This window comes from Paenibacillus sp. FSL F4-0097, assembly GCF_038593125.1.
Classification (GTDB): domain Bacteria; phylum Bacillota; class Bacilli; order Paenibacillales; family Paenibacillaceae; genus Paenibacillus_AQ; species Paenibacillus_AQ odorifer.
On the sequence record NZ_CP151965.1, the window covers coordinates 1267385 to 1290419 of the forward strand.

The 23035-nt window shown below is 45.9% G+C and carries 21 protein-coding genes; 14 read left to right on the forward strand and 7 right to left on the reverse strand.

Going from position 1 to position 23035, the window contains the following annotated elements; all coding sequences use genetic code 11:
• Nucleotides 1-6 precede the first annotated feature (6 nt).
• The 7 genes from alr to MHH86_RS05530 all read left to right on the forward strand — a co-directional run bounded on the left by alr (nucleotide 7) and on the right by MHH86_RS05530 (nucleotide 7101).
• Nucleotides 7-1188 (forward strand): alanine racemase, encoded by a 1182-nt coding sequence (alr, locus tag MHH86_RS05500; RefSeq protein WP_036686775.1) that lies wholly within the window; start codon nucleotides 7-9, stop codon nucleotides 1186-1188.
• Nucleotides 1189-1403: 215 nt separating this feature from the next.
• Nucleotides 1404-1685, forward strand: a complete 282-nt coding sequence (locus tag MHH86_RS05505; RefSeq protein WP_025698676.1) for a CopG family ribbon-helix-helix protein — start codon at nucleotides 1404-1406, stop codon at nucleotides 1683-1685.
• Between the two features lie 3 nt (nucleotides 1686-1688).
• Nucleotides 1689-2039, forward strand: a complete 351-nt coding sequence (locus MHH86_RS05510; RefSeq protein ID WP_036686777.1) for a type II toxin-antitoxin system PemK/MazF family toxin — start codon at nucleotides 1689-1691, stop codon at nucleotides 2037-2039.
• 156 nt (nucleotides 2040-2195) lie between these two features.
• The gene (locus tag MHH86_RS05515; RefSeq protein ID WP_052096817.1) at nucleotides 2196-2804 is read left to right on the forward strand and encodes a TetR/AcrR family transcriptional regulator; all 609 of its coding nucleotides are present in this window, start codon (nucleotides 2196-2198) and stop codon (nucleotides 2802-2804) included.
• A gap of 171 nt (nucleotides 2805-2975) precedes the next feature.
• Nucleotides 2976-4175 (forward strand): tetracycline resistance MFS efflux pump, encoded by a 1200-nt coding sequence (locus MHH86_RS05520; RefSeq protein ID WP_036686779.1) that lies wholly within the window; start codon nucleotides 2976-2978, stop codon nucleotides 4173-4175.
• A 173-nt stretch (nucleotides 4176-4348) separates the two neighbouring features.
• Nucleotides 4349-6577, forward strand: a complete 2229-nt coding sequence (locus tag MHH86_RS05525; RefSeq protein WP_076100050.1) for a Tex family protein — start codon at nucleotides 4349-4351, stop codon at nucleotides 6575-6577.
• 185 nt (nucleotides 6578-6762) lie between these two features.
• Complete coding sequence (locus MHH86_RS05530; protein WP_342479656.1) at nucleotides 6763-7101, forward strand: hypothetical protein; 339 nt, start codon at nucleotides 6763-6765, stop codon at nucleotides 7099-7101.
• A gap of 45 nt (nucleotides 7102-7146) precedes the next feature.
• Here MHH86_RS05530 and MHH86_RS05535 read toward each other — a convergent pair whose 3' ends face one another.
• Nucleotides 7147-8202 carry a GIY-YIG nuclease family protein gene (locus MHH86_RS05535; RefSeq protein WP_341032140.1) on the reverse strand — a complete coding sequence of 352 codons (1056 nt, stop codon included), beginning with the start codon at nucleotides 8200-8202 and terminating at the stop codon, nucleotides 7147-7149.
• A 169-nt stretch (nucleotides 8203-8371) separates the two neighbouring features.
• Here MHH86_RS05535 and MHH86_RS05540 point away from each other — a divergent pair, with 169 nt between their 5' ends.
• Complete coding sequence (locus tag MHH86_RS05540) at nucleotides 8372-9148, forward strand: hypothetical protein (RefSeq protein WP_036686786.1); 777 nt, start codon at nucleotides 8372-8374, stop codon at nucleotides 9146-9148.
• Nucleotides 9149-9360: 212 nt separating this feature from the next.
• On the opposite strand, the gene MHH86_RS05545 is transcribed toward MHH86_RS05540, so the two are convergent.
• The 5 genes from MHH86_RS05545 to MHH86_RS05565 form a co-directional block, all read right to left on the reverse strand.
• Nucleotides 9361-9573 carry a hypothetical protein gene (locus tag MHH86_RS05545; RefSeq protein WP_341032139.1) on the reverse strand — a complete coding sequence of 71 codons (213 nt, stop codon included), beginning with the start codon at nucleotides 9571-9573 and terminating at the stop codon, nucleotides 9361-9363.
• 1000 nt (nucleotides 9574-10573) lie between these two features.
• Nucleotides 10574-12004, reverse strand: coding sequence for a DHA2 family efflux MFS transporter permease subunit (locus MHH86_RS05550; RefSeq protein WP_256717378.1), 1431 nt, complete (start codon nucleotides 12002-12004; stop codon nucleotides 10574-10576).
• Nucleotides 11991-12305 (reverse strand): thioredoxin, encoded by a 315-nt coding sequence (trxA, locus tag MHH86_RS05555; protein WP_076142441.1) that lies wholly within the window; start codon nucleotides 12303-12305, stop codon nucleotides 11991-11993. The genes MHH86_RS05550 and trxA overlap by 14 nt, the downstream gene beginning before the upstream one ends.
• 664 nt (nucleotides 12306-12969) lie before the next feature.
• The gene (locus MHH86_RS05560) at nucleotides 12970-13944 is read right to left on the reverse strand and encodes an S-layer homology domain-containing protein (RefSeq protein ID WP_051491481.1); all 975 of its coding nucleotides are present in this window, start codon (nucleotides 13942-13944) and stop codon (nucleotides 12970-12972) included.
• An 85-nt stretch (nucleotides 13945-14029) separates the two neighbouring features.
• On the reverse strand, nucleotides 14030-14821 hold the full coding sequence (locus MHH86_RS05565; protein WP_036686790.1) for an SDR family NAD(P)-dependent oxidoreductase: 792 nt from the start codon (nucleotides 14819-14821) through the stop codon (nucleotides 14030-14032).
• 175 nt (nucleotides 14822-14996) lie between these two features.
• On the opposite strand from MHH86_RS05565, the gene MHH86_RS05570 reads away from it, so the two are divergent.
• The 3 genes from MHH86_RS05570 to MHH86_RS05580 all read left to right on the forward strand — a co-directional run bounded on the left by MHH86_RS05570 (nucleotide 14997) and on the right by MHH86_RS05580 (nucleotide 18672).
• A complete protein-coding gene (locus MHH86_RS05570) occupies nucleotides 14997-16976 on the forward strand; it encodes a translation factor GTPase family protein (protein ID WP_341032137.1) in 1980 nt (659 codons plus the stop codon).
• 380 nt (nucleotides 16977-17356) lie between these two features.
• The gene (locus MHH86_RS05575; RefSeq protein ID WP_341001406.1) at nucleotides 17357-17884 is read left to right on the forward strand and encodes a GNAT family N-acetyltransferase; all 528 of its coding nucleotides are present in this window, start codon (nucleotides 17357-17359) and stop codon (nucleotides 17882-17884) included.
• Nucleotides 17885-18192: 308 nt separating this feature from the next.
• The gene (locus MHH86_RS05580; protein ID WP_076100041.1) at nucleotides 18193-18672 is read left to right on the forward strand and encodes a hypothetical protein; all 480 of its coding nucleotides are present in this window, start codon (nucleotides 18193-18195) and stop codon (nucleotides 18670-18672) included.
• Nucleotides 18673-18813: 141 nt separating this feature from the next.
• Here MHH86_RS05580 and MHH86_RS05585 read toward each other — a convergent pair whose 3' ends face one another.
• A complete protein-coding gene (locus tag MHH86_RS05585) occupies nucleotides 18814-19377 on the reverse strand; it encodes a CGNR zinc finger domain-containing protein (protein ID WP_341144688.1) in 564 nt (187 codons plus the stop codon).
• A 220-nt stretch (nucleotides 19378-19597) separates the two neighbouring features.
• On the opposite strand from MHH86_RS05585, the gene MHH86_RS05590 reads away from it, so the two are divergent.
• From MHH86_RS05590 to MHH86_RS05600, 3 genes are all read left to right on the forward strand, one after another.
• The gene (locus MHH86_RS05590; protein ID WP_036686798.1) at nucleotides 19598-20092 is read left to right on the forward strand and encodes a DinB family protein; all 495 of its coding nucleotides are present in this window, start codon (nucleotides 19598-19600) and stop codon (nucleotides 20090-20092) included.
• A gap of 301 nt (nucleotides 20093-20393) precedes the next feature.
• A complete protein-coding gene (locus tag MHH86_RS05595; protein ID WP_036686799.1) occupies nucleotides 20394-22154 on the forward strand; it encodes a sensor histidine kinase in 1761 nt (586 codons plus the stop codon).
• Nucleotides 22151-22939, forward strand: coding sequence for a response regulator (locus MHH86_RS05600; protein ID WP_036686801.1), 789 nt, complete (start codon nucleotides 22151-22153; stop codon nucleotides 22937-22939). Before MHH86_RS05595 ends, MHH86_RS05600 begins: the two co-directional genes overlap by 4 nt.
• Nucleotides 22940-23035 lie beyond the last annotated feature (96 nt).

Here is a 23035-nt window from a genome sequence, read left to right on the forward strand (position 1 = left end):
CTTGAAGTGCAAGCAAGCTATCGACCGACAGTAGCCGAAATTAATCTGGATGATTTGCGTGCCAATTACGAAGCCTTTCGCCGCTACTTGCCGGCAGAGACAAAGTTTATGGGATGCGTCAAAGGAAATGCGTACGGCCATGGAGCAGTGGAAGTGACACGGGAGCTGGAAAGACTCGGAGCAGATTATGTTAGTGTGGCTTTTTTGGATGAAGCATTGGAGCTGCGTCAGGCGGGAATACTGATTCCTATACTGGTGCTTGGCTACACTTCCCCAGAAGGAATAGCCGTTGCCTGGGAGAACCATGTAACTGTAACACTGTTCACACCGGAGGTACTGGAGGCTATAAGACAGCTTCCTATAGATCCGGAACATCGGCTAAAGGTGCATATCAAGATTGATAGCGGGATGGGACGACTGGGTCTTTTACCAGCTGACGCACCTGCATTTATCTCTGAAGTGCAGTCTGTTGCGCAGGCGGAGCTGGAGGGTATGTTTACCCATTTTGCCAAGGCAGACGAACAAGACAAAAGCTATACACTGGAACAGCATCGACGGTTCATGAGCGTGGCGGAAACGCTGCGGGAGCAGAACATTCAGATCCCGATCATACATACGGGCAATAGCGCTACGGCCATTGATTCACCTTATTTATCCAGCAACATGGTGCGTGTAGGCATCAGCTTGTACGGATTTTATCCCTCCACAGAGGTGAACCGTCAACTGGTAGAACTACGTCCGGTATTGACGCTGAAGACGCAGGTTGTATATGTCAAAAGCCTGCCTGCCGATTGGGGCGTCAGTTACGGCACTAGGTACATCACAGAGAGCGAGGAGATTATTGCAACGCTACCTGTGGGGTACGCAGATGGATATTCCCGCATGCTAACTGGCAAAGCGGAGGTGCTAATACGTGGACGCCGCGTTCCTGTCGTCGGAACAATCTGCATGGATCAGTGTATGGTATCACTCAAATCTTTCGCTGCAGAAGCGGAACAAATTAAAGCAGGCGAAGAAGTTGTTCTCATCGGCCGTCAAGCTGACGTGATGATCACGGCAGACGAGTTGGCTCTCCAGCTTGGAACAATTCACTACGAGGTTATCTGCATGTTGGCTCATCGGGTGCCACGCGTTTATATAAGTGAAGGCACACTTCCTAAATTAGTAAATGCTCTACTCACAAACTGAAAGTTCTTGACAGTGATGTTATACAAGGGAGAAAATAGAAGGAATTGTATCGTATTAGGAGATGTGACTAAAAGCCTATACGAACCACCATTTCTAGTTTATAATGGGATGCAGCATACTTGATATACTGGCGGCATATATTCCTTGTATAAAATTCCTTGTATATTGTAACACTGGAACACAAGGGCAGAAGGTTTGTGGGGGTGGAAGAGAAGGTGGCTAATTTGCAGAACACCAAAAGAATCATGATCAGCTTGCCCGATCATCTCTTGCAGGAAGTGGACGGAATTGTTCAATTGGAGAATTCCAACCGGAGTGAATTGATTAGGCAGGCCATGAAGCTGTACTTGAGCGAACGGAGGAAACGTTCCATCCGGGAGTCCATGCAGCGCGGCTACATGGAAATGGCTAAGATCAACTTGACCATGGCATGCGAGGCTTTCCTCGCGGAGGAAGATGCAGACAGCACTCTTGGCCGCTTAGTAAGCGGGGTGTAGACATTGATCGTTAAACGTGGCGATGTTTTTTTTGCTGATCTTTCGCCGGTTGTAGGTTCTGAACAAGGCGGAGTAAGGCCAGTTCTGGTCATCCAGAACGATATTGGCAATCGCTTTAGCCCGACGGTAATTGTGGCTGCAATCACAGCCCAAATCCAGAAGGCTAAGTTACCTACACATGTGGAAATTGACGCAGCTGCTCATGGCTTTGACAGAGATTCTGTTATTTTGCTGGAACAGGTTAGGACGATTGACAAACAACGCTTAACTGACAAGATCACCCACCTTGATGATGAAACGATGAAAAAGGTGGATGAATCGCTGCAAATCAGCCTTGGTCTGATTGATTTTTAATCACCCTAGGTTATAGATAACTCATGAGATTGGCGCTCGGGTACGAATCCGGGCGTCTTTTAATGTGCGTTTTTGCGTATAGTAAATAAAGAATCGTTAGGTCTTCACTTTTTGAAAATGATCTGATATTATTAGACCGTACGGTCGGTTTAGGAGGTGCTTAGAATCAAAGGACGCTCAGACGGAGAAGAAACTAAAAAAAGAATTGTGCGCAAGGCCACGCAGCTGTTTGTACAGAAGGGTTATGCTGCCGTAACTATGAATGAAGTTTGTGTAGCCTCGAATGTCAGTAAGGGCAGTCTGTATCACCATTTTCCGAGCAAGGATGAGCTTTTTCTATTTGTAGTGGAAGTGGATACGTTAGAGTGGCTGCAAGCGTGGAATGATAAGAAACAGGAAATTGCAGGGATCGAAGAACGATTTTATGCGTTAGCCGAGCACTACGCAAATGATTTTCAGAATCCACTGATTCATGCGCTCGAGGAATTCTCCAGAAGCAGATGCCACCCGGAAGAGATTAGCAAGCGGCTTTCACTTCTTTATGAAGCAGCCTCACATGCTTGTCGTGATCTTTTGAAGGAAGGGATTGAAACAGGATATTTGGTAAAAGGCGACTTGGAGAACTATGTAATTATCGTGAGTGGCATGCTTGAAGGGATTGGAAGAGTTTCTGAATTCTCGATTCATGAGAAGACCCGGGAGGATATAAAAAAATATTACCGGGAAGCAGTAAATTTATTATTACAAGGGATTCGTACGGGGTAAGATAACGAGGGGCATGAAAAGGAGCTTTACATTCAGGATTATGAAGGCTGAAGCTTCTCAAAGGCACCGGAATAGGAAGGGTTATTTTTTTACTATTATTTAGACCGGATGGTCGGTCTTAACATCATAATATTCGAAGATTTGGCTTTAAACACACGGAGGGTTAATACAATGTCATTGTTACTTAGAAACAGAGGCGCTATGCTGCTTGTTATGCTTAATATTTTTCTGGCTTTCACTGGAATCGGGCTTGTAGTCCCAATTATGCCAACCTACATGAATGAGCTTGGGATCAGCGGAAGTACCGTCGGGCTCTTGGTCGCCTCCTTCTCGCTTGCCCAATTATTAATATCGCCATTTGCCGGCAGATTATCCGACAGAATCGGTAGAAAAAAGGTGATTGTCGCAGGTCTGATTGTGTTTGCGGTATCGGAGCTGATTTTCGGTCTGGCCAATGTACCTTGGCTCTTGTTCGTTTCGAGATTGCTTGGTGGTGCAGGAGCTGCTCTAATTATGCCGGCAGTTATGGCTTATGTAGCGGACACGACTTCTTTTGAAGAGAGAGCTAAAGGAATGGGACTAATTAATGCAGCCATTACCACCGGCTTTATTATTGGTCCTGGGATTGGCGGTTATCTTGCTGAGCTTGGAATGCGGGTACCCTTTTTCTGTGCGGCTGGTGCAGCTGGAGTTGCAGCTCTAATTACAGTTTTAATTTTGCCTGAGTCTCTGTCTGAAGAGAAACGTAAGGAAGCGACGTTATCAAAAAATAATCAGGAAAGCTTCTTGACGCAGCTGATGCGCTCTTATCGCGAACCGTATTTTTTCGGCTTAATTATTGTATTTGTCATGGCTTTTGGATTGGCTAATTATGAAACAGTGTTCGGATTGTTCGTGGATCATAAATTTGGCTTTACGCCTAAGGATATCGCTTTTGTAATTACCTTTGGTTCTATTGCAGGTGCGGTGGTGCAGGTGTCCGCATTTGGCTGGATCTTGAATAAATTCGGGGAGAACAAGGTGATCTCCACTTGTCTTATAGTCTCATCATTGTTTATTCTGCTGACCTTGTTTGTAAGCGGCTTTTGGGCGATTATTACGGTTACCTTTATTGTGTTCTTTGCAATGGATATTCTGCGTCCAGCAGTAGGTACACAGCTTTCCAAAATGGCCGGAGAATCACAGCAAGGTTTCGTAGCGGGAATGAACTCAGCTTATACAAGTCTCGGAAATATTGCTGGGCCTATCGTCGCAGGGTATTTGTTTGATCTTAGTATTAACTTCCCATATGGGGCAGCCGCGCTCGTTCTGGCTTTGTGTTTTGTATTGTCACTGAGTTCCGGCAAACGGGGAATGGGGCAGCGGGCGTAATCGCTAAATCCGGGCTCTGACCCGTCCACGATGCCTCGCTATATGCGCACAGCGGTTCAGTACAACGCGCGCTATTCGGGCTGGTCTTTGGTGCAGAGCCGAATCTGTGATACTATTTTAATTATGAGATCAAGATATGTATAAGCAGATTGTGTACGGGAAGAGGGATACTAATGGCGGTAGATAACAGCAATACGGAAGTCATTACGGATGAGGCAAACGCACAGCGGGAGCAGGAATTGATAACCGTAGCGATTGCCAAGGAATTGAACATTAGTCTGAAACAGGTACGCACTACGGTAGGATTGCTGGATGAGGGAAATACCATTCCGTTCATCGCCAGATATCGGAAGGAAATGACAGGTGAGCTGGACGAGAATGCGCTTCGTGATATTGAAGAACGGCTGGGTTATCTTCGCAATCTAGGCGAACGTAAAAAAGACGTTATACGCAATATTGAAGAGCAGGGCAAGCTGACCAAGGAGCTTCATGAGCAAATTATCAATGCGGTCAAGCTTCAGGAAGTAGAGGACTTGTATCGTCCCTTCAAGCAAAAGCGTAAGACGCGGGCTAGTGTTGCGAAGGAAAAAGGACTTGAGCCGCTGGCTAACTGGATCTTGGAGCAGCAAAGACAAGGGGACCCGCAGACTGAAGCATCGAAATATATTGATGTGGAAAAGGGAGTAGAGAGCGCAGACCAAGCGCTGCAAGGCGCACTGGACATCATTGCCGAGAACATAGCAGATGATCCTGCGATCCGCTCTTGGGTTCGCCAGTATACAGCAAGTCAAGGTATTCTTGTGTCTGAAGCAAAGGATGCAGAACAAGAATCCGTATACGAAAATTATTATAGTTACCGTGAACCTGTACACAAAATGCCACCTCACCGCATCCTAGCAATTAACCGTGGTGAGCGTGAAAATATATTAAAGGTAGGCATTGAGGTCGTCACTGATAAAATTCATGCCTATATTGCACGGAAAATTATTAAAGGGCCATCCCCGGTGAAGGAACTGCTGGAAGCAGTGACTGAGGATGCCTACAAACGTTTGATTGCTCCTTCAGTAGAGCGCGAAGTTCGTGGAGAGATGACCGAACGTGGGGAGAACCAGGCGATTTCGATCTTCTCTGGCAATCTACGTAGCCTGCTGCTGCAACCGCCAGTCAAGGGGCGTTGTGTTCTGGGGGTTGACCCTGCATACCGTACTGGATGTAAGCTAGCCGTTGTAGACGATACTGGTAAGCTGCTAGAGGTAGCCGTGACCTATCCGACGCCGCCGAATAACAAGAAGCGCGAAGCTGCTGCTAAGTTCAAAGAGTTGATTGCTAAGTACGGCATTCAGCTCATCGTAATCGGCAATGGCACAGGCTCGCGTGAAACGGAGCAGTTTACGGCAGAAGTGATTGCCGAGATTGGCAATCCAGAGCTGGCGTACCTGATCGTTAATGAAGCGGGAGCGAGTGTCTATTCTGCTTCCAAGCTGGCGCAGGAGGAATTCCCGGATCTGGATGTAGCGGAGCGCAGCGCGGCTTCTATCGCCCGCCGTGTGCAAGACCCGCTGGCGGAGCTGGTGAAGATCGATCCGAAAGCTATAGGTGTGGGACAGTACCAGCATGACGTCTCCCAAAAGCATCTGGAGGAGAGTCTTAAAGCCGTCGTGGAATCGGCGGTTAACCATGTTGGCGTAGATGTCAATACGGCATCTCCTGCCTTGCTCTCTTATGTAGCAGGGGTTAATGGAACGATTGCTAAGAATATCGTTAAATTCCGCGAAGAGAACGGCAAGTTCACGACCCGGAAGCAGCTGCAAAAGGTTCCTCGTCTAGGTGCCAAGTCCTATGAGCAATGTATCGGCTTCTTGCGGATTCCGGGTGGAGACAACACCTTGGACCGCACGCCTATTCACCCCGAGTCCTATCCGGTGGTGGATCGTTTGTTCCGTGAGCTAAGCCTCGATGTGAATAAGCTTGGCAGCAAAGAAGTAGCCTCACAGCTTGAGGTACAAAATGCCGAGGAGCTGGCTGTGAAGCTGGATGTCGGCGTGCCTACGCTGCGCGACATCCTGGAGAGCTTGCAGCGTCCGGGCCGCGATCCGCGCGAGGAGCTGCCGCTGCCGATCTTCCGCACCGATGTGCTTAAGATCGAGGATCTGGTTCCTGGCATGGAAATGCAGGGAACCGTCCGCAACGTTATCGATTTCGGCGCATTCGTCGATATCGGCATCAAAAATGATGGGCTGGTGCATATTTCCCAGCTCAGCGGCAGCTTTGTGAAGCACCCGATGGACGTCGTCTCCGTAGGAGACAATGTCACCGTCTGGGTGATGGGTGTTGACCTGAAGAAGGGCCGGGTCAGCCTGACCATGCGTCCGCCGCGTGTTGAGGCGGGAAGCGTGAAGTAGACAGATAGCAGTGATCCTCAAAGAACGACAACAAGAAGCCAGTCTCCTATTATTGGGGACTGGCTTCTTGTTGATTATTTTCAGCTGCAACCCTTTTTGTCATTATAGGAGTGAAGGACGTGCACTCTTTGGGTAAGTTTAGAGTAACAGTTGAACTAATGGCTTATTACTAGGAGGAGATAGATGTGGGAAATCCATTGAAAGAATTAAAAAATAGTGTGAATGGCCCAAAGCAATCCCTTGATGGAGTTAAGCAATCGGTAGAGGGATTGAAAGAACCTATAGATGAGATGAAGGGAAATATTCAGGTCACGTTGGAGCAAGCGAAGGACAGATCTGAGGGATTTAAATCGGAGATCAATCGTATGAAGGAATGTGTGGAGGAAACTAAGCTGGTTGTTAATGAGGCGAAGGAAACCGTAATGGAGGCGGGCGAGGTGCTATACACTCAGAAACGCTATAAAAAATTGTTGAAGCGAAACCGAAAAATGCAGCCTGCAAAGGCAGGCCGCCGTTTACTATAATCCGCCGGAAGTCCAAACATTCACCGCAGTTACAACCCGTACCTTTTAATTATAGGAATGAGAGGGAAGCGCATTTAAAAAAATCTGCAACAGCTCATTTACCGAAGCCTCCATATTGGAACGTTGCTCAGCTGCAAGCCAATCCTCTTGAATGATGATGTAGCTGCAGGAGCTGCTTTTTAAATAGCTGTATATTATTTGTGCTTCGTCAATTTCATGGCGCCCGATCGCTGCCGAGGTCTGATTGGGTTCACTGTGAAAAGTGGTCATAATCGCTGACTTTATTGCCGCTTGCAGGTGGGTGATATCCGGTTGATCATATTGTAGCTTGGTATGGGACAGGATACGGTTGCCCTTGAGCAGAATGAGTTTAAGCGTCTGTTCATTCATGGCCTCAAGAACTGCAATATTCTGATTCTCCTGTGCGAATTCGATGACCTTCTCTTTGTGAATCAGGAAGCTGACAGCTCCAATATAGTCCCTGTATTTGGCGGCGGTTTCGAAGTCATAGTGCTCCGCGGCCACTGCCATCCGTTGCTCCATTTCCTCAAGGATACTGGAATCTGAGCCGTTTAGTAAGCCAATGACTCGATCAATAATTTTATTATATTGAACAGCGGCATCTCCGCCTGCACACATCCCTATGCATAGGCCAAGCGAATGGTTTAGGCATAGGGAATTTTTAAAGCTAGGGTTACTGCAAAGGATTCTTGAACTTTCTTTAATGCCTTGCACGGCCCGTTCCACGGTGCTTCTGCTTGTATAGGGACCAAAAACCTGAGTGCCTTCTTTGACCGCAGGATCATAGGTAATCTCTAACGAACGTATTTTTTCATCCGCTCCTATTACGATATAGGTATAAGCCTGCGGATTTTTCATTTTTTTATTGTACATGGGTTTGATCTCTTTAATTAATTTGCATTCCAGCATAAAGGCTTCAAATTCGGTATCCGTAAGGATGATTTCCAGATCTTTAATATTTCTTACAAGCTGTTTAACCTTTGGGGAATGAGATTTTGAGTTTTGAAAATAGGATTGGACTCTCCGTTTTAACTGTTTTGCCTTGCCAACATATATAATATGACCGAGATTATCCTTCATGAGATAAACGCCGGGAGTTAGGGGAAGGCTTTTAAGTTTTTCTGTTAAATGAATAGTAACCCCGCCCTCTCATAAGAGTTGTATGATTGATAGTTTTAGTATAAGCTTGCAACCTTCATTTGTTCAAATCAGTCTAAAGAGTGAAGAATCAAAGCTAAGGAGGGATCTTATGTACTTCGCAAAAAAAATCGGTGGGCTGGCGCTTATAGCAGCTATGTTATGGCTTACAGCCTGCAGTGGAACGCCAGAAGCGGGAACGGAGCCGAAGCAGACGCCTGAGCAGTCACAAGAGCAGGCACCAGTGCAGACGCCAAAGCAGACACCAGAGCACACACAAACTGCACAGCCAGCGGCTACTACACAACCACCACAGGAGACGGAACTACCACAGGAGACGAAGACATCAAGTACGGGGCAGCCGCAGGATCTAGAGGGATTGCCGCCATTAGTTGAGGAAGCGGCGTCTACGGTAATGAACTCCATTAAGAATAAGGATATGAAGCAATTAGCGGCGTGGGTACATCGGGATAAAGGGCTACGCTTCTCTCCATATGCATACGTGGATACAAAAAATGATCTTGTATTCACCCAGGAGGAAGTAGAAGGATTAATGAATGACTCTACCAAAAGAGTCTGGCGAACATTTGCTGGCTCCGGTGATTTAATCGAGCTTACATTCGCAGATTACTACAAGCGGTTTGTCTACGATGCGGACTTCATTCAGAAGGCCGAAATTGCTGTGAACAAGGGGCTTGGACAAGGGACGACGATCAACAACTTAAACGAAGTGTATCCAAAGGAGCAATATGATTTCGTTGAATATCATATTGCTGGTATCGATCCTTCTGTCGAGGGAATGGATTGGCGCAGCCTGCGTCTAGTTTTTGAGAAGATCGGAGAAGACCATGCATTAGTCGGCATTATTCATGATCAATGGACGCCTTAGCTTACGGACTCAGATGACGCTATTATGGACGCTGTTTGCCTGCTTCAACTGATTATTCACATCCGTTGGCATACGCTGATCCTTACGGACCTAGATGACGCTATTCGCGTTTTTTTAGCGATTAGAGCACAGTTTCGGACTCCAGTGCAGCTATTCATCAGAAAAAGGCATATCTATGGTGCTTTTTGAGCCAATAGCGACGATGGAGTCCTTTAGTAGTCCAAATGTGCGATTATGCAACGAATAAGGTCAACTGGGTCCGATAGTAGCTGCATTCCTATCCGCTGTAGACCCATCTGTTGCACACCTAACTGCTGCATACCTAACTGGTGCACACCTAACTGCTGCATACCTAACTGTTGCACACCTAACTGGTGCACACCTAACTGCTGCATACCTAACTGCTGCATACCTAACTGGTGCACACCTAACTGCTGTGCACCTAACTGCTGTGCACCTAACTGCTGTGCACCTAACTGCTGTGCACCTAACTGCTGTGCACCTATCTACTACACACCTATCTACTACACACCTATCTGCTGCGTTCGCATAACGCAAACATTGGAGCATCGCTGATTTGTATATTGTTTTTGGCTACCTGCTTCAGCGGATTTTCATATCCGTTGATACACGCTGATCCTTACGGACCCAGATGACGCTATTCGCGTGTTTTTAGCGATTAGAGCATAATTTCGGACTCCAGTGCAGCTTTTCAATAGAAAAAGGAATATTTATGGTGCTTTTGGTGCCAATAGCGACTATGGAGTCCGATAGCATCGTAAAAGTGGCATATTTTTGCGTATAAGGTCATCTGAGTCCGATAGCTGCTGCGTCTGTGTAAATATGATCTAATCGCTCGAAGTTTGATGTTCATCACCATCAAATAGCCTCATGCACTCAAATATGATCTAATTGCTCGAAGTTTGATGTTCATTACCGTCAAGTAGCTTCATGCACACAAAATATGATCTAATCGCTCGAAGTTTGATGTTCATCACTGCCAAGTAATCAGCATTTCTGAGCCTGAGTTAGCTTGAGGACCCAGATGACGCTATTCGTATGTTTTTAGCGATTGGAGCACAGTTCGGACCCCAGTGCAGCTATTCGTTAGAAATAGGTTCATATTGGGTGCTTTTTGAGACAATAGCGACGATGGAGTCCGATAGCTAACAACAAGTTGGATTATGAGACGATCTATGGGGAATTACCAAAGACGTCCCACCCCTGCTTAAATATGTGTCAGACCCTGGTGGGGCCTCCTCTGTAAAAGTGGGGCAAAAATTATAATCAGTACAGCTTTTTTTCGGGAAATATGCTTTAAGCATGGAGTCTCAAGTGCGCTTCAGGAATTTCCCCCTGCACCGGAAGCCACACCAAAAAAACCGGCAGAGGATTCTGCCGGGTAATACAGGATAGATTAAGAAATTAAATATTAGCAGGTTTAAGCTTTCTCGCTTCTTGCAGATGAAAAGACAAGTATAATCCTAATCCGGCAAAAGCCGTCAACGTCCAGAATGCAATGTGGACCCCTTTGAGCATATCCAATGGAAAGGATAAGGAACTGGCACTCGCAGTAGAAGTCATTATCGTTACAAGCAAGGCGCCTCCTATTGAACCGCTGAGCGAGCGCAGCGTGATTGTCATTGGAGAAGCATGTGCAACCATGGTGTTGGGGATACTTGCCATGGCATAGGCCGTAATTGGAGCCATAACTGCCCCTACTCCAAACATAAGCAGGGCATACATTATAACCAGTAGATTAAAGGACGTCTCAGTTGATAACGTGAGGGAAAGAGCCGCTGCCATGATCAGAATGAGCAGAAATCCTCCCTGGGTTACGCGGCTAACCCCAAACCGGTCATATAGTCTGCCTGAGATCAGACCGGAGACACCAATCAGCAGTGCACCTGGCAACAACATAAGCCCGGACTCCCTTGGTGTTAAGCCTCTTATCGTCTGTGCATACAGAGGAAGAAGGAGTTCAACTCCCACCATCACCGCAAATAAGATCACCCCCACAATAGAAGAACGGGTAAAGGAGCGGTGCCGAAACAGCTTGAAATCGAGCAAAGGTGCCGTGAGCTTGAGCTGTCTTTTAATAAACAGCGCCACGATCAGGAATCCGGCCAGAAGGATGATCCCTGCGACAACAGGATTTCCCTTTTCTTCCCCGACAATGCTAAAACCATATAATATACCAGCGAATCCGAGTGAAGAGTAGATAATGGACCTGGTGTCGAGCTTGGTCTGATGAGTCTCTCCCACGTTCCGCAGCGTGAAATGCGCTAAGAATAAATTGGCGGCTGCGAGCGGAGCCACAGCATAAAACAACAGTCTCCATGAATGATTCTGAACCACGAACCCAGACAGAGTAGGCCCAAGTGCAGGAGCCAACCCCAGAACCAAACCGACTACTCCCATCGCTGCACCGATTTTCTCCTTCGGGAAGACTCTGAGTATCGTCGTCTGAAACAGAGGGAACAGAAGACCCGCACCGATGCCTTGAACCAAACGCCCCGTCAGGACTAGGGGGAAACTCCAGGCGATCCCGGCAATCAGTGTTCCTGCTGTGAACGCTCCGACAGAGGCCATGAACAAGGCCCTCGTAGTAAACTTTCCGATCAAAAATCCAGCAACAGGAACAGTTATACCTATCATCAGGTAGTACACCGTAATCAGCCACTGCGCTTGATTCTCATGAATGGCAAGATCCTGCATGACACGCGGCAACGCCGTATTTAACATCGTTTGCATTAATTGGGCTAGAAAATTGGCAACCACCAGAGAGGCTACAATAATGCTGGGTTTATTAGTCAAGCTGTCTTCACTGCTTTCAGAGGTATTATTGGGATGCAACGAGCTGCTGCAAGGCATGTATGGATAACATCCCCACCTCTTGTTGCCGTAGTTGTCCATCCTTGAATATGAGTGTGGCCGGTATACTCATCACGTGGTATTTTCCAGTCGTCTCCGGGTTGTCATCCACATTGACCTTCACTACAGTTATTGTAGCATCCGACTCCCGCTCAAACTCTTCCAGCACAGGTGCAAACATCCGGCACGGTCCGCACCAGGGCGCCCAGAAGTTGACTACAGTTATTCCTTTCGATTGAATGAGTTGTGCAAAAGTAGCATCTTCCGCATGGAGAACTGCCATTATGAATCATCCTTTCAAGATTAATGAAATATATTATAGATCCATTATATCTATAATTAGGATAAATAATAGACTTAGTGTATCCACAATATATCTAAATCAGTATTTTGTCAAACCGATTTTCACTTACTCCTGTGCTTGTACATATAAAACAAAAAGATCCGTTAATTGCGCTTGAAGCAGTTGATAGATCTATGATTGTAAATGATGCGGTCGAGAGGACTCGAACCTCCACGATATTGCTGCCACACGAACCTGAATCGGGCATGTAATTCGGTCACTAGCGGGTTGTGAAATCCTTGTATAATCAAGGGTTTTTGCGGTTTTTCTGTTTTTCTCAAGCACAACAAGGGGATGCCGGGTTCACCCAAAACGCAGTCAATTTTGTAAGTTTGAAAGAACTCAGAGAGAACTAGACAAGAAACAGCTGTGTTAAGGTCATCTGAGTCCGATAGCGGCGTTACTTAATCAATCAGAGTTCGGAGTTGGGATAAAGGGGGAAGGAACAACAAACAACAAATAAGGGATGCTTCAGCAGCCATATGATGGCTTTTGAGGCATCCCTTCTCCGTATCTCAGCCGTCATAAACGGCAGCTGGAAGTCCAAATATACACCGCAGCTGCGTCGGACTCTTAACTCTAAAACCTTCAAGTTGAATTTATATTATTGTGCCGCGCTAGAAGACGAATAAGAAGCAGAGCCTGTTACAGGTTGAGCGACAGCTTTGTATCCATCTGGCAGATAAGTGGCAACAGATGCTTTTGTGATCACCTGCGCGTACATTTTCCCTGGTTCAGGAGCAGTCACGTTAAAGTAAATCACAGCCGTATTGTCTTTACCAAATTCGATTCGCTCAATCACCAGCCCATACCCGGGGTTAGGCAGATTATTAACGGTAAGTGTGGCTTTATTTACGCCTTCACCCGCTTTGGTCAACGTAACCTCTGTTTCGTAGGTGGGAGTAGTGGGACTGCCATTAGATACAATTACACGTTTAGCAAAAGCGGCTGCATCATAGATGAGAGCGGCTGCTTCAGAGCGGGTAATAGCATCATTTGGCCGGAAATTACCGTTCTTATCGAGTGTGGCAATATGTGTATTCAGCAGGATCTGGAGACTATTTATAACCTCCGTAGAGAGTTTATCGCCATCCTTAATGTCTACATACATCAGCGTAACAGGGAAGTTACCTTTACTTTGCAGCGCTTGCGTCAATAAGTGAGCGAACTGAGCACGGGTGATGGTTCCGTTAGGATCCACTGTCCGGTCGAGTGAAAGACCATTTTGCTTGGCAGTCAGGAAAGCCGAAGCATACCAGGCTTTGTCGTTTACTTTATCGAAATAATCACTGGCTTTGGAAGAATTACTACCTACCGCTGGTTGCGGAGTCAGATTCAGACCCCCAACGATGAATTGTATCCCTTGCGCAAAGCTTACCTTAGATTTAGGGGCAAACTTATCTTTGTCTACTCCGTTTATAATCCCCTCTTTATGCAAAGAGTTGATTTTTGCTTCCGCAGGATCACCTTTCAAATCTGAAAAAGCAAAAGCGGATGCCCCAAAAGACACACTCGCTGCCAAAATGCCGCAGGCTATAGTCATTTTTTTAGCGTTATTTATGAATAATGGTTTTTTCATTTGCGTCACCTCCATACTCTTAGATGGTAGATTAGACCAAAATGTTGCATAGATTTTAAAATATTATAACGATTCGAGTAAAAACTTATCCGCGCAGGAGTGACTCGGCACCATCTACATAAATCTCAGTTCCCGTAACATGAAAAGATTCATCCGATGCGAGAAATAATACCAGATTGGCAACCTGCTCAGGCTTACCCGGTGCATTTTCCAGCGGATGATTACCTTCCGGAAATTCCACAGGAATCTTCACTTTTTGAAGATCATCGCTTTTATACGTATTATCTCCAATTTGTGTATCGATTGATCCAGGACAGATTGCATTTACACGGATGCCGTATTGCGCCAGCTCTAGTGCAGCCATTTTCATAAAAGCAACTTGTCCTGCCTTGGAAGATGAGTAAGCGGAAGCGCCAATGTTCGAGAATACTCGGTTGCCGTTAATGGAGCTGGTGATAATGATGCTGCCGCCATTTTCTTTCATATGGGGGATGGCATATTTTACTGTGGCAAAGGTGCTGCGTAGGTTGGTATCCAGTGTCTGGTCCCAATCTTCGATTTCTAGTGTTTCGATTGGAGACCATGTACCATTAATGCCAGCATTGGCAAAAACAATATCAATCTTCTCGGCCGCCTCCCCAACCTTACGAATACTTTCTTCGACCAGACCTGGATTGGAGACATCGCATTCAATTACTGTTGCTGTACCGCCAATAGATTCAATCTCACGTTTAGTTTCATAGGAATCCTCGGGAGTGCGGTCAAGCATATATACCTTAGCTCCGTGTTGGGCAAACCTTATGGCTGTAGCTTTTCCAATACCGGAACCAGCACCTGTAACCACTGCAACTTTATCCTGCAAACGTTTATCTGTCATGATGAATTTCCTCCTCGGCGTTAGATTTCTTATTAGTAATTACATACCCGGCATAGCTGAATCTAACCAATTGAACTGGAGGGTGGAACAACGTGGGTGGATATATTACTATGGGATATAAGGATGTAAATAATATAAATTCAGATAAATCTAGCTCATGATAGGGGAACTATAGATGATTCAGCAGCAGGGAGCAGAACGGATTAATGTGGGGATATTTGCCCATGTGGACGCCGGGAAGACGACAACAACGGAGCATATTTTGTATGAAAGCGGTCGCATTCGCGCGCTTGGTAGCGTAGACACTGGGACGGCATTGACGGATTCAATGGATGTGGAGCGGCAGCGGGGGATATCCGTACGGGCGGCATTGGCTTCTTTTGCTTGGAAAGGTGTGCATATTAATCTGGTCGATACCCCGGGGCACGTCGATTTTCTGTCCGAAGTTGAGCGGTCTTTGCGGGTGATGGATTGTGCGGTGCTTATTCTTTCAGCCGTGGAGGGTGTGCAGGCCCAAAGTGAGATGATCTGGAACGCGCTGCGGAAGCTGGGAATCCCCACGCTTATTTTTGTGAACAAAATGGATCGCGTAGGCGCTAACCCTGAAGCTGTGCTGGCAGAAGTGCGAAATTATTTGTCTAGTGATATCCTTCCAGTTCAGCAACCCATCGGCAAAGAGAAGGGGTACATAGGAGCAAGAGATTTATGGGAGAACGAAGCTGATGCTAGCGCACGAACAGAATTATTAGAGGCGTTAGCGGAACGGGACGAAGAGCTGTTGGAGAAGTATATGTCAGGTAGCACTATTGATTTGGCTGAATGGAAAAAATATATGAAAACAGCCTCCTCATCAGGCCGCTTTTTTCCGATGGTTTATGGCGTCGCCGCCAAGGGGCTTGGGATTACTGCCTTGCTGGATGCGATGGTTGAGTATTTTCCCCGCGCTGGTGGGAATGTGGAGGGGGCGGTGTCAGGCATCGTATACAATATTCAGCGTGATAAAAGTATGGGACGGATGGCGTTTGTCCGCCTTTATGAAGGGACGATCCGTAACCGCGATACGCTGATGAATTATACGCAGGATATTCAGGGGAAAGTGACCCAGATCCGCAAGGTCGAAGGTGGTCGGACCGAGGATGTCGGAGCGCTTGAAGCCGGAGATATTGCTGTTATCTATGGCCTTTCAGGGGTGCGCATCGGAGATGTGCTCGGCCATCCGGGGGCCATTCCGGAGGAGGCGAAGCTGGCTGTGCCGCTGCTAACGGTGCGTGTATTCTGGGAACCAGATGTGGATGACCATAAGGTTATCGGAGCGCTGCAGGAACTGGCGGATGAAGATCCGCTTTTGGATGCGCAGTGGCTGCAGGATGAGCGGGAGCTGCATATCAAAGTAATGGGACCGATTCAACTGGAGATTCTGAACAGTGTTCTGGAGGAGCGATATGCGCTGAAGGTTACTTTCGGTCAGCCTTCTGTCATATATAAAGAAACGCCAGCCCGTGCCGGGGAAGGTTTTATCGCTTACACGATGCCGAAACCGTGCTGGGCGATTCTGCGCTTTCAGATTGAGCCGGGATCTCCGGGCAGTGGTTTAGTCTACGATTCGGTAGTGCGGAGTTCCGACCTGCTGCCGCAATATCAGAGCGAAACCGCACGCCGAGTACCAGAAGCCTTACAACAGGGTTTGTATGGCTGGGAGGTTACCGATCTTAAAGTGACCTTGATCGAGGGACAACATCATGTATGGCATACCCATCCGCTGGATTTTGCTGTGGCGACTCCGATGGGAATTATGGACGGACTCGCTCGGGTAGGCACTAAACTCCTAGAGCCGATTCTGCAGGTTCGCATCGTGGTTCCTGAGGAGAATGGCGGACGGGTGATGAACGACCTTGTGCAGATGCGTGGCACGTTCGAGCCTCCCGTGCTGCAAGGCGAACGGATGATCATCGAAGGACGTCTGCCGTTGGCAACGTCGCTCGATTATCCCGTCAGCTTAAGCTCCTACACGAAGGGGCGCAGCACGTTTACTTCTTTTTTTGCCGGCTATGAAGAATGTCCACCAGACGTATCTGCTGAGCGCACCCGCCGGGGCGTGAACCCACTTGATCAGGCGAAATATATATTAAGTGTGCGAAAGGCACTGCAAGGTTAAATTGAGCTTGAGTGTTAAATAGGCTGACGGGGAATAAAAAACTAGAGAGTGTGCGAGGATGTTGGTACTAAGATATACTCAGAAAACTATTAGAAGATATGAAAGTAGCTCCAGTAGAAGTAGAAGTAGAAGTAGAAGTAGAAGTAGAAGTAGAAGTAGAAGTAGAAGTAGAAGTAGAAGTAGAAGTAGAAGTAGAAGTATAAGTAGAAGACATCTCCTCGTTTTTTAGTTGGCATGTGAATATTATACAGCTCAGAAAAACATATCAATTCAGTAGCCCAAAGTGATTTCAATAGTTTGTTTGAGAGGAATAAGTGGTTGAACACTAGTCAATGTTGGACTAGCTGAAGCTTTTATTGGAAATCTAAGGGGGAATTAAATTGAAGATTAGAGAAGCAACAGCTAGTGATATAGACGGGATCGCTTTTGTCCACGCTACGAGTTGGAAAACCACATACAGAGGGCTAATATCAGATGAGTTTCTCGATAAAATTACAGTGGAAGCTAGAAGGAAGCTCTGGATTCGGAATTTTGAAACGCCCAATAAAGACGAGGTTATGTATGTGGCTGAAGATGAGGCTGGGACGATTATTGGTTTTGCAAATGGAGGAGTGCGAAGAGGGCCAGATCTCTCAGATCTCTATGATGCGGAGCTATATGCACTCTATTTGCTTAAGGAACAGCAAGGAAAGGGTCTTGGAAGGCAACTCATAAGAAGCGTAGCACAGAATTTATTGGAGAAAAATTATAGCTCGTTCATGACTTGGGTGGTAACAGGAAATCCCGCGATTCATTTCTACCACAAAGTGGGTGGGCAATCTGTTGCGACAAAAGAAGTGAAGATTGGGAATGAGGTTGTCGAAGAGATCATGATCGGGTGGAGGGATATTGGGACTGTTGGGGATTAAGAGCCAAGGGGAGCGATGTGCAGAAGCTTTTAACTGTATTTTGTACAACTATAATCCTGCAAATAACCCGTCAAAGGATATAACTGTATTTCGTACACCTATTTTCGTGATTTATTACTCTATGGGCACATTTTCTAGTTTTTAAGTGTACAGAATACAATTAAAGTCTTGATGATCCCATTTGGATGCGGAATAAGTGTATGAAATGCAGCTATTTCATGAGTTCATAAAGCTCCGTGCACAAAACTATCTAGAGAAGGCCAGGTTTTTTTCGCTAAAAAATAGGATGAGTTAAAGGTTGTGAGAAAGTGAGTGATAAACAATCACGGCTATTTCGTATGGAGCAACTGAAAAAAAGAGTGAAAATAGAGAACTTATCAGGTTCTCTGTACAGTGAGTGTATCGAAGCTTTAGGTCCCAACACAAGAATATATAGTTTAGAAAAGTCGTCCGAGATTGTAGCTATGATGGAGAGTATAGTTAATTTCACACAGTGGGCGCGGATTGACTGGGAATCTATTGATCAAAAGAAATCCTTTAAGACACCGGAAGAACTGAAAGACATAGAGTCTATTTTATTGCGTGATAACTATTTTATTGTGTGGAATGAGTTCAATCTTCCGGTAGTGGAGACTAATTTAAAAAATATTATAAACAATTTCAATGATGTTATTGCTGTTGGATTTGATACATGGATTGTGAATTTGGATAAAGGAATTATTATTGAAAGTCATCACGAGGGGGATTTAACAGTGGGTTGGATCTCGCCTCCTCCATTACCAGCTTAACCATAGGCTCTAATGGATGCACAGAGAGTAAAAAATGTACGTAATTCACACTGCGCTAATAACCTCAAGTTTATCCTTCATACACATAACAAGCTTATATTAAGTATAAGAGTTTTAATATGATCTATTAGCCTATAGACTTTATTCCCCCTCAGACTCAGCCTTCTTCCGCGCCCGGAAACGCCGCACTTTCATAAGGTTGCCACAGGCTTTGTCATCGCAGTACCGCTTGGAGCGGTTGCGTGTATCATCGTAATAGACCCAGAGGCAATCGGGATTCTCGCAGATACGGAATCTTGTGGGTTCTCTTTCAAGTAATGCCTCGGCAAAAGACGCTGCAATCTCCGCCATTACCTGCTCCCAGCCACTATGGAGTGGCAATAGCTTTATTTCCGCTTGCTCGTCGCTTTTCCACACAATTCGCCGTATAACAGGACCCTTGTCCATATAGACATTGAGCTGTTCCAGTATTTCTCCATACACCGAGTTTCCTTGCACAATGGCCTGTACCCAGTTCCATAGTAGTGAGCGAAGCTTTTTAAGCTGCGCCATTTCTATCGTGTTCGGCATCTGTGTTTCTAATAGAGCATACTCCTTCAGCCATTTAAAAACCCACTCTTCTTCATCGAGTCTGTCCCGGTCTTTATTCTTATCTCCTGTTCGCCAATCCCGCCAGTAACTGTTAATGAAATCCTCCCACAACACGGTCTGTTCATCCTTTCCGATTCAACGCTCATTACAAATCATTGTAACAGTTAAAAATAAGTTTAGCTAGTTACTTGAATACAATCTGGAAATATGCTACATTTCTTTTGTAACCACTATATTATGGTTTAAGTCGTTACATATTAGTTCGCTTTGAAGTAGTTCTTTTTGAAGCTACACCATGAAGTTTATGTTTACACAAATTTTTAGGAGGTTGAACATGCAAAATAAAATCAGTGAGGTCTTGCTCCAAAATTGGGATTATTGCATGGATATCGAGGATTGGGCTCCGCCGCTTAGCGATGCGCTGGAAGGTGTGGATAGCAAACAGGCTCTCTGGAAGCCAGAGGGTGGGGCGGCCAATTCTATCTGGGAAACGGTTAACCATCTAACTTATTATAAGGTGCGTTTGCTGCGAAAGCTAAAAGGGTTGCCCAAACAACCCGATGCTGAAAGCAACGATGATACCTTTACTGTAACAGCTGAAGGAGAAGAAGCATGGGCGAAAGCCGTTGCAGACCTGAAAGACGTGCATGCTGCTCTTAGAGAAATCATTGAAGCGCTGGAAGAAGGCGCGTATGATTGGGGCGGTTCGGGTCATGCGCCAGGGGAAGAGGTAATGAGCCTTATCCTACACGATTCGTACCATACTGGACAAATTATTATGCTGCGTAAATTGCAGGGTTCGTGGGTGTCCAACCGTAGTTTTAATTAGAACCTCCATATTTAAAAATACAAGCCGTACACTGCTATTCCGGTATACCCGGGTCAGCGGAGGTACGGCTTTTTTTTGTGCAACTCTGGGAGGCACGAGTATATATTCTATATTGCTTTTTTTGGTTGATTTGGATAAATTAAAACGCGATATGGATATGGGCTCAGAAACTAATCACTGATATCATATAATCCAAAGGCTGAATTAACAAATAACTAGAGCTGTAGATGATTCCTGAAGATTCAAGGGTCATCTTTTTTGATGAGGAATCAAGTCTATCTGGCGGAGGGGAGTGTAAAGATTGACGAGGTTTGGACAGTTAAACACATTGCGTAATCAAATTTTCCTGGGTTTTATGTTTGTCATGGTGATCGTACTCGCCACGGTTGGTTTTTTTATGTACGGTCAAGTTTCGGTTCTATTACGCAATAGTGCGGAGAAGCATATTGAACAGACTGCAGTTCAGGCAACGGGCAAATTGGATGTACTGATCCGGCAGATTAACACGTTGACGGCGCAAGTGGCAACCAACGCCTCCATTCAGCGATTACTCGCTCAAGAGGCCGAAGGAAAGCCGATCAGCTTCGCCGAACGTCAAACCATCCAGCAGGAAGTACGTAAATATGAGGCGTATGCGACAGGGATTCGTTCCATTGAGCTGTATGCAGGTGATTATCAGAAATTACTTTCTGTTGATGACGCCAGCCTGAACAATCGAGTATCAGAAGAATGGATCAGCCGGGTGGACGAGGGCAAAGGACGTCTCGTATGGTTTGGACTTGACCCGCGGAATTCGGATATCGTCATCGCGATTCGTAATATTAGACTGATTGATCATTCATTCACGAAAGCTGGCTATATTATGGTTCAAATTGAGAAAAGTTACTTCCAGCTTACGGATGAGGTGGACAGCTCACAGGCGGAAACGCGTGAATTAATGAGATTATTTGATGAAGCGGGACGGCAAATTTCTTCCGATTTTTCCGTAAATGTTAATGCAAATAAGATACTGGATCATGGAGGAGAAAAGGTTGAGGTTGGCGGTGAAGACTACATTGTGATTCAGAAGCAGTCCAAGGCAACAGGTTGGAGGCTAGTAATCCTCACTCCAGTTGACTATACGACAGAGGGGATATCTGTCCTTCGTACAGCGATCATCGTATCCGGTGTTGTTGGCAGTTTATTGTTTCTCATTTTTACTTTTATTTTATCCACGATGATTACACGTCCTATACTGAATTTGATAAAAGTGATGCGCGGTTCACGATTTGGAACCTTGAAACCGATTTCAGTCACTTCTACAACTATGGAGATCAATGAGCTCAATAATACTTACAACCAGATGGTTCACTCTCTGAATGAACTAATTGAAGTCGTCTATCAGAAGGAGATCGTCCAGAGTCGCACAGAATTAAAGGCACTTCAGGCTCAAATCAATCCGCATTTCTTATTTAACACATTAGAAGCATTCTATTGGGCCCTCGATGAAAAGGGTGAGGAGGAATTAGCTCAAATTGTGGTTGATATGTCGGGGCTTTTTCGTTATGTCATCAATCGAACTGATGATGATGAATGGGTGACTATCGGCGATGAGCTCGACCATGCCGAAAGATATTTGAAGATTATGGAGATGCGTATGCTCGATAGGTTATCCTGGCGGATTGAGTCAGATGAAGCTTGCCGAAGTGTCCCGCTACCGAAGCTGTTAATCCAGCCTCTTGTCGAAAATGCGATTCTTCATGGCGTAGAGCAAAGGGTTGGACCGGGGACAGTTATGCTAATTGTAAGGCCCTCAAGTCGTCCGGGATATACATTGGTTACGGTAACTGACGATGGTCCAGGGATGGATGCAGCAAAGATATCGTCTATCTATCACACCATGGAGAAGGGGAGCATGAGGTCTTCCAAAGGGACCGGGATTGGTATTGCTAATATAGAGCGGAGACTGAAACTCAGTTACGTAGACAATACGGACGGACTTGGAATACGAAGTGAAGAAGGTTACGGAACTAGCATTTCTTTTACAATACCGAATGAACCTGGAGAGGGGAAAAACACGTGAAGACTATACTCATCGTAGATGATGAACCGAGAACAAGAGAAGGGGTTCGTAAAACATTAGAAGCCTGGTCATCCGGTCAATATCGCATCGAAACCGCAGCAAGCGGTGTTGAAGCACTGGCATGGCTGCAAAATAACGAAGTTAATCTGCTTATTACCGATGTGCGCATGCCTGAGATTGGAGGGCTAGAATTAGTTGAAAAGCTGAACGAAATGCCTCATCCTCCAGTGGTTATTGTGATCTCCGGCCATCCTGAATTTGACTATGCACAGAAAGCCTTGCAGTTTGGTGTGGTTGAATATTTACTGAAGCCACTCGACAAAACGAAGCTGGTCCGAGCAGTGGAACTGGCATTGAAACGCAAGGAGGATATATATCGAATCGAACGAATGGAGAAGCTGATCGATCCCAAGCTTATGGAAACGGTACAGCAGGAGAAAGTGTATAGCACTCAAGTGCGTGAGGCACTCCAATACTTAGACGAACATCTTCACGAATCGATATCCATGCGTGATATAGCGGATCAATTACACATGAATGCCAGCTATTTCAGCGTCCTTTTCAAAGAGCAGACGGGACTGACTTACAGTGAATATGTAACGAGAAGGAGAATACAACGAGCCAAAGAACTACTGGTGAGCACACGGCTGTCCATTGCTGAAATCGCGGAACAAGTAGGCTATCAGACGGCCAAATATTTTGTGAAGGTATTTCGTGCACTCGAAAATGTTAGTCCAGGGCAATACCGCCAGAACGTCATGACCACGGAGGAAAGAATCCAATAATAGTGGTATTAGTCCCAATCCTTATGACCTTACGACAGCATGGGATCCAAGCTACAATTTAGTTAAGCGGTTACAAGGCCGCTAGACAACAATAGA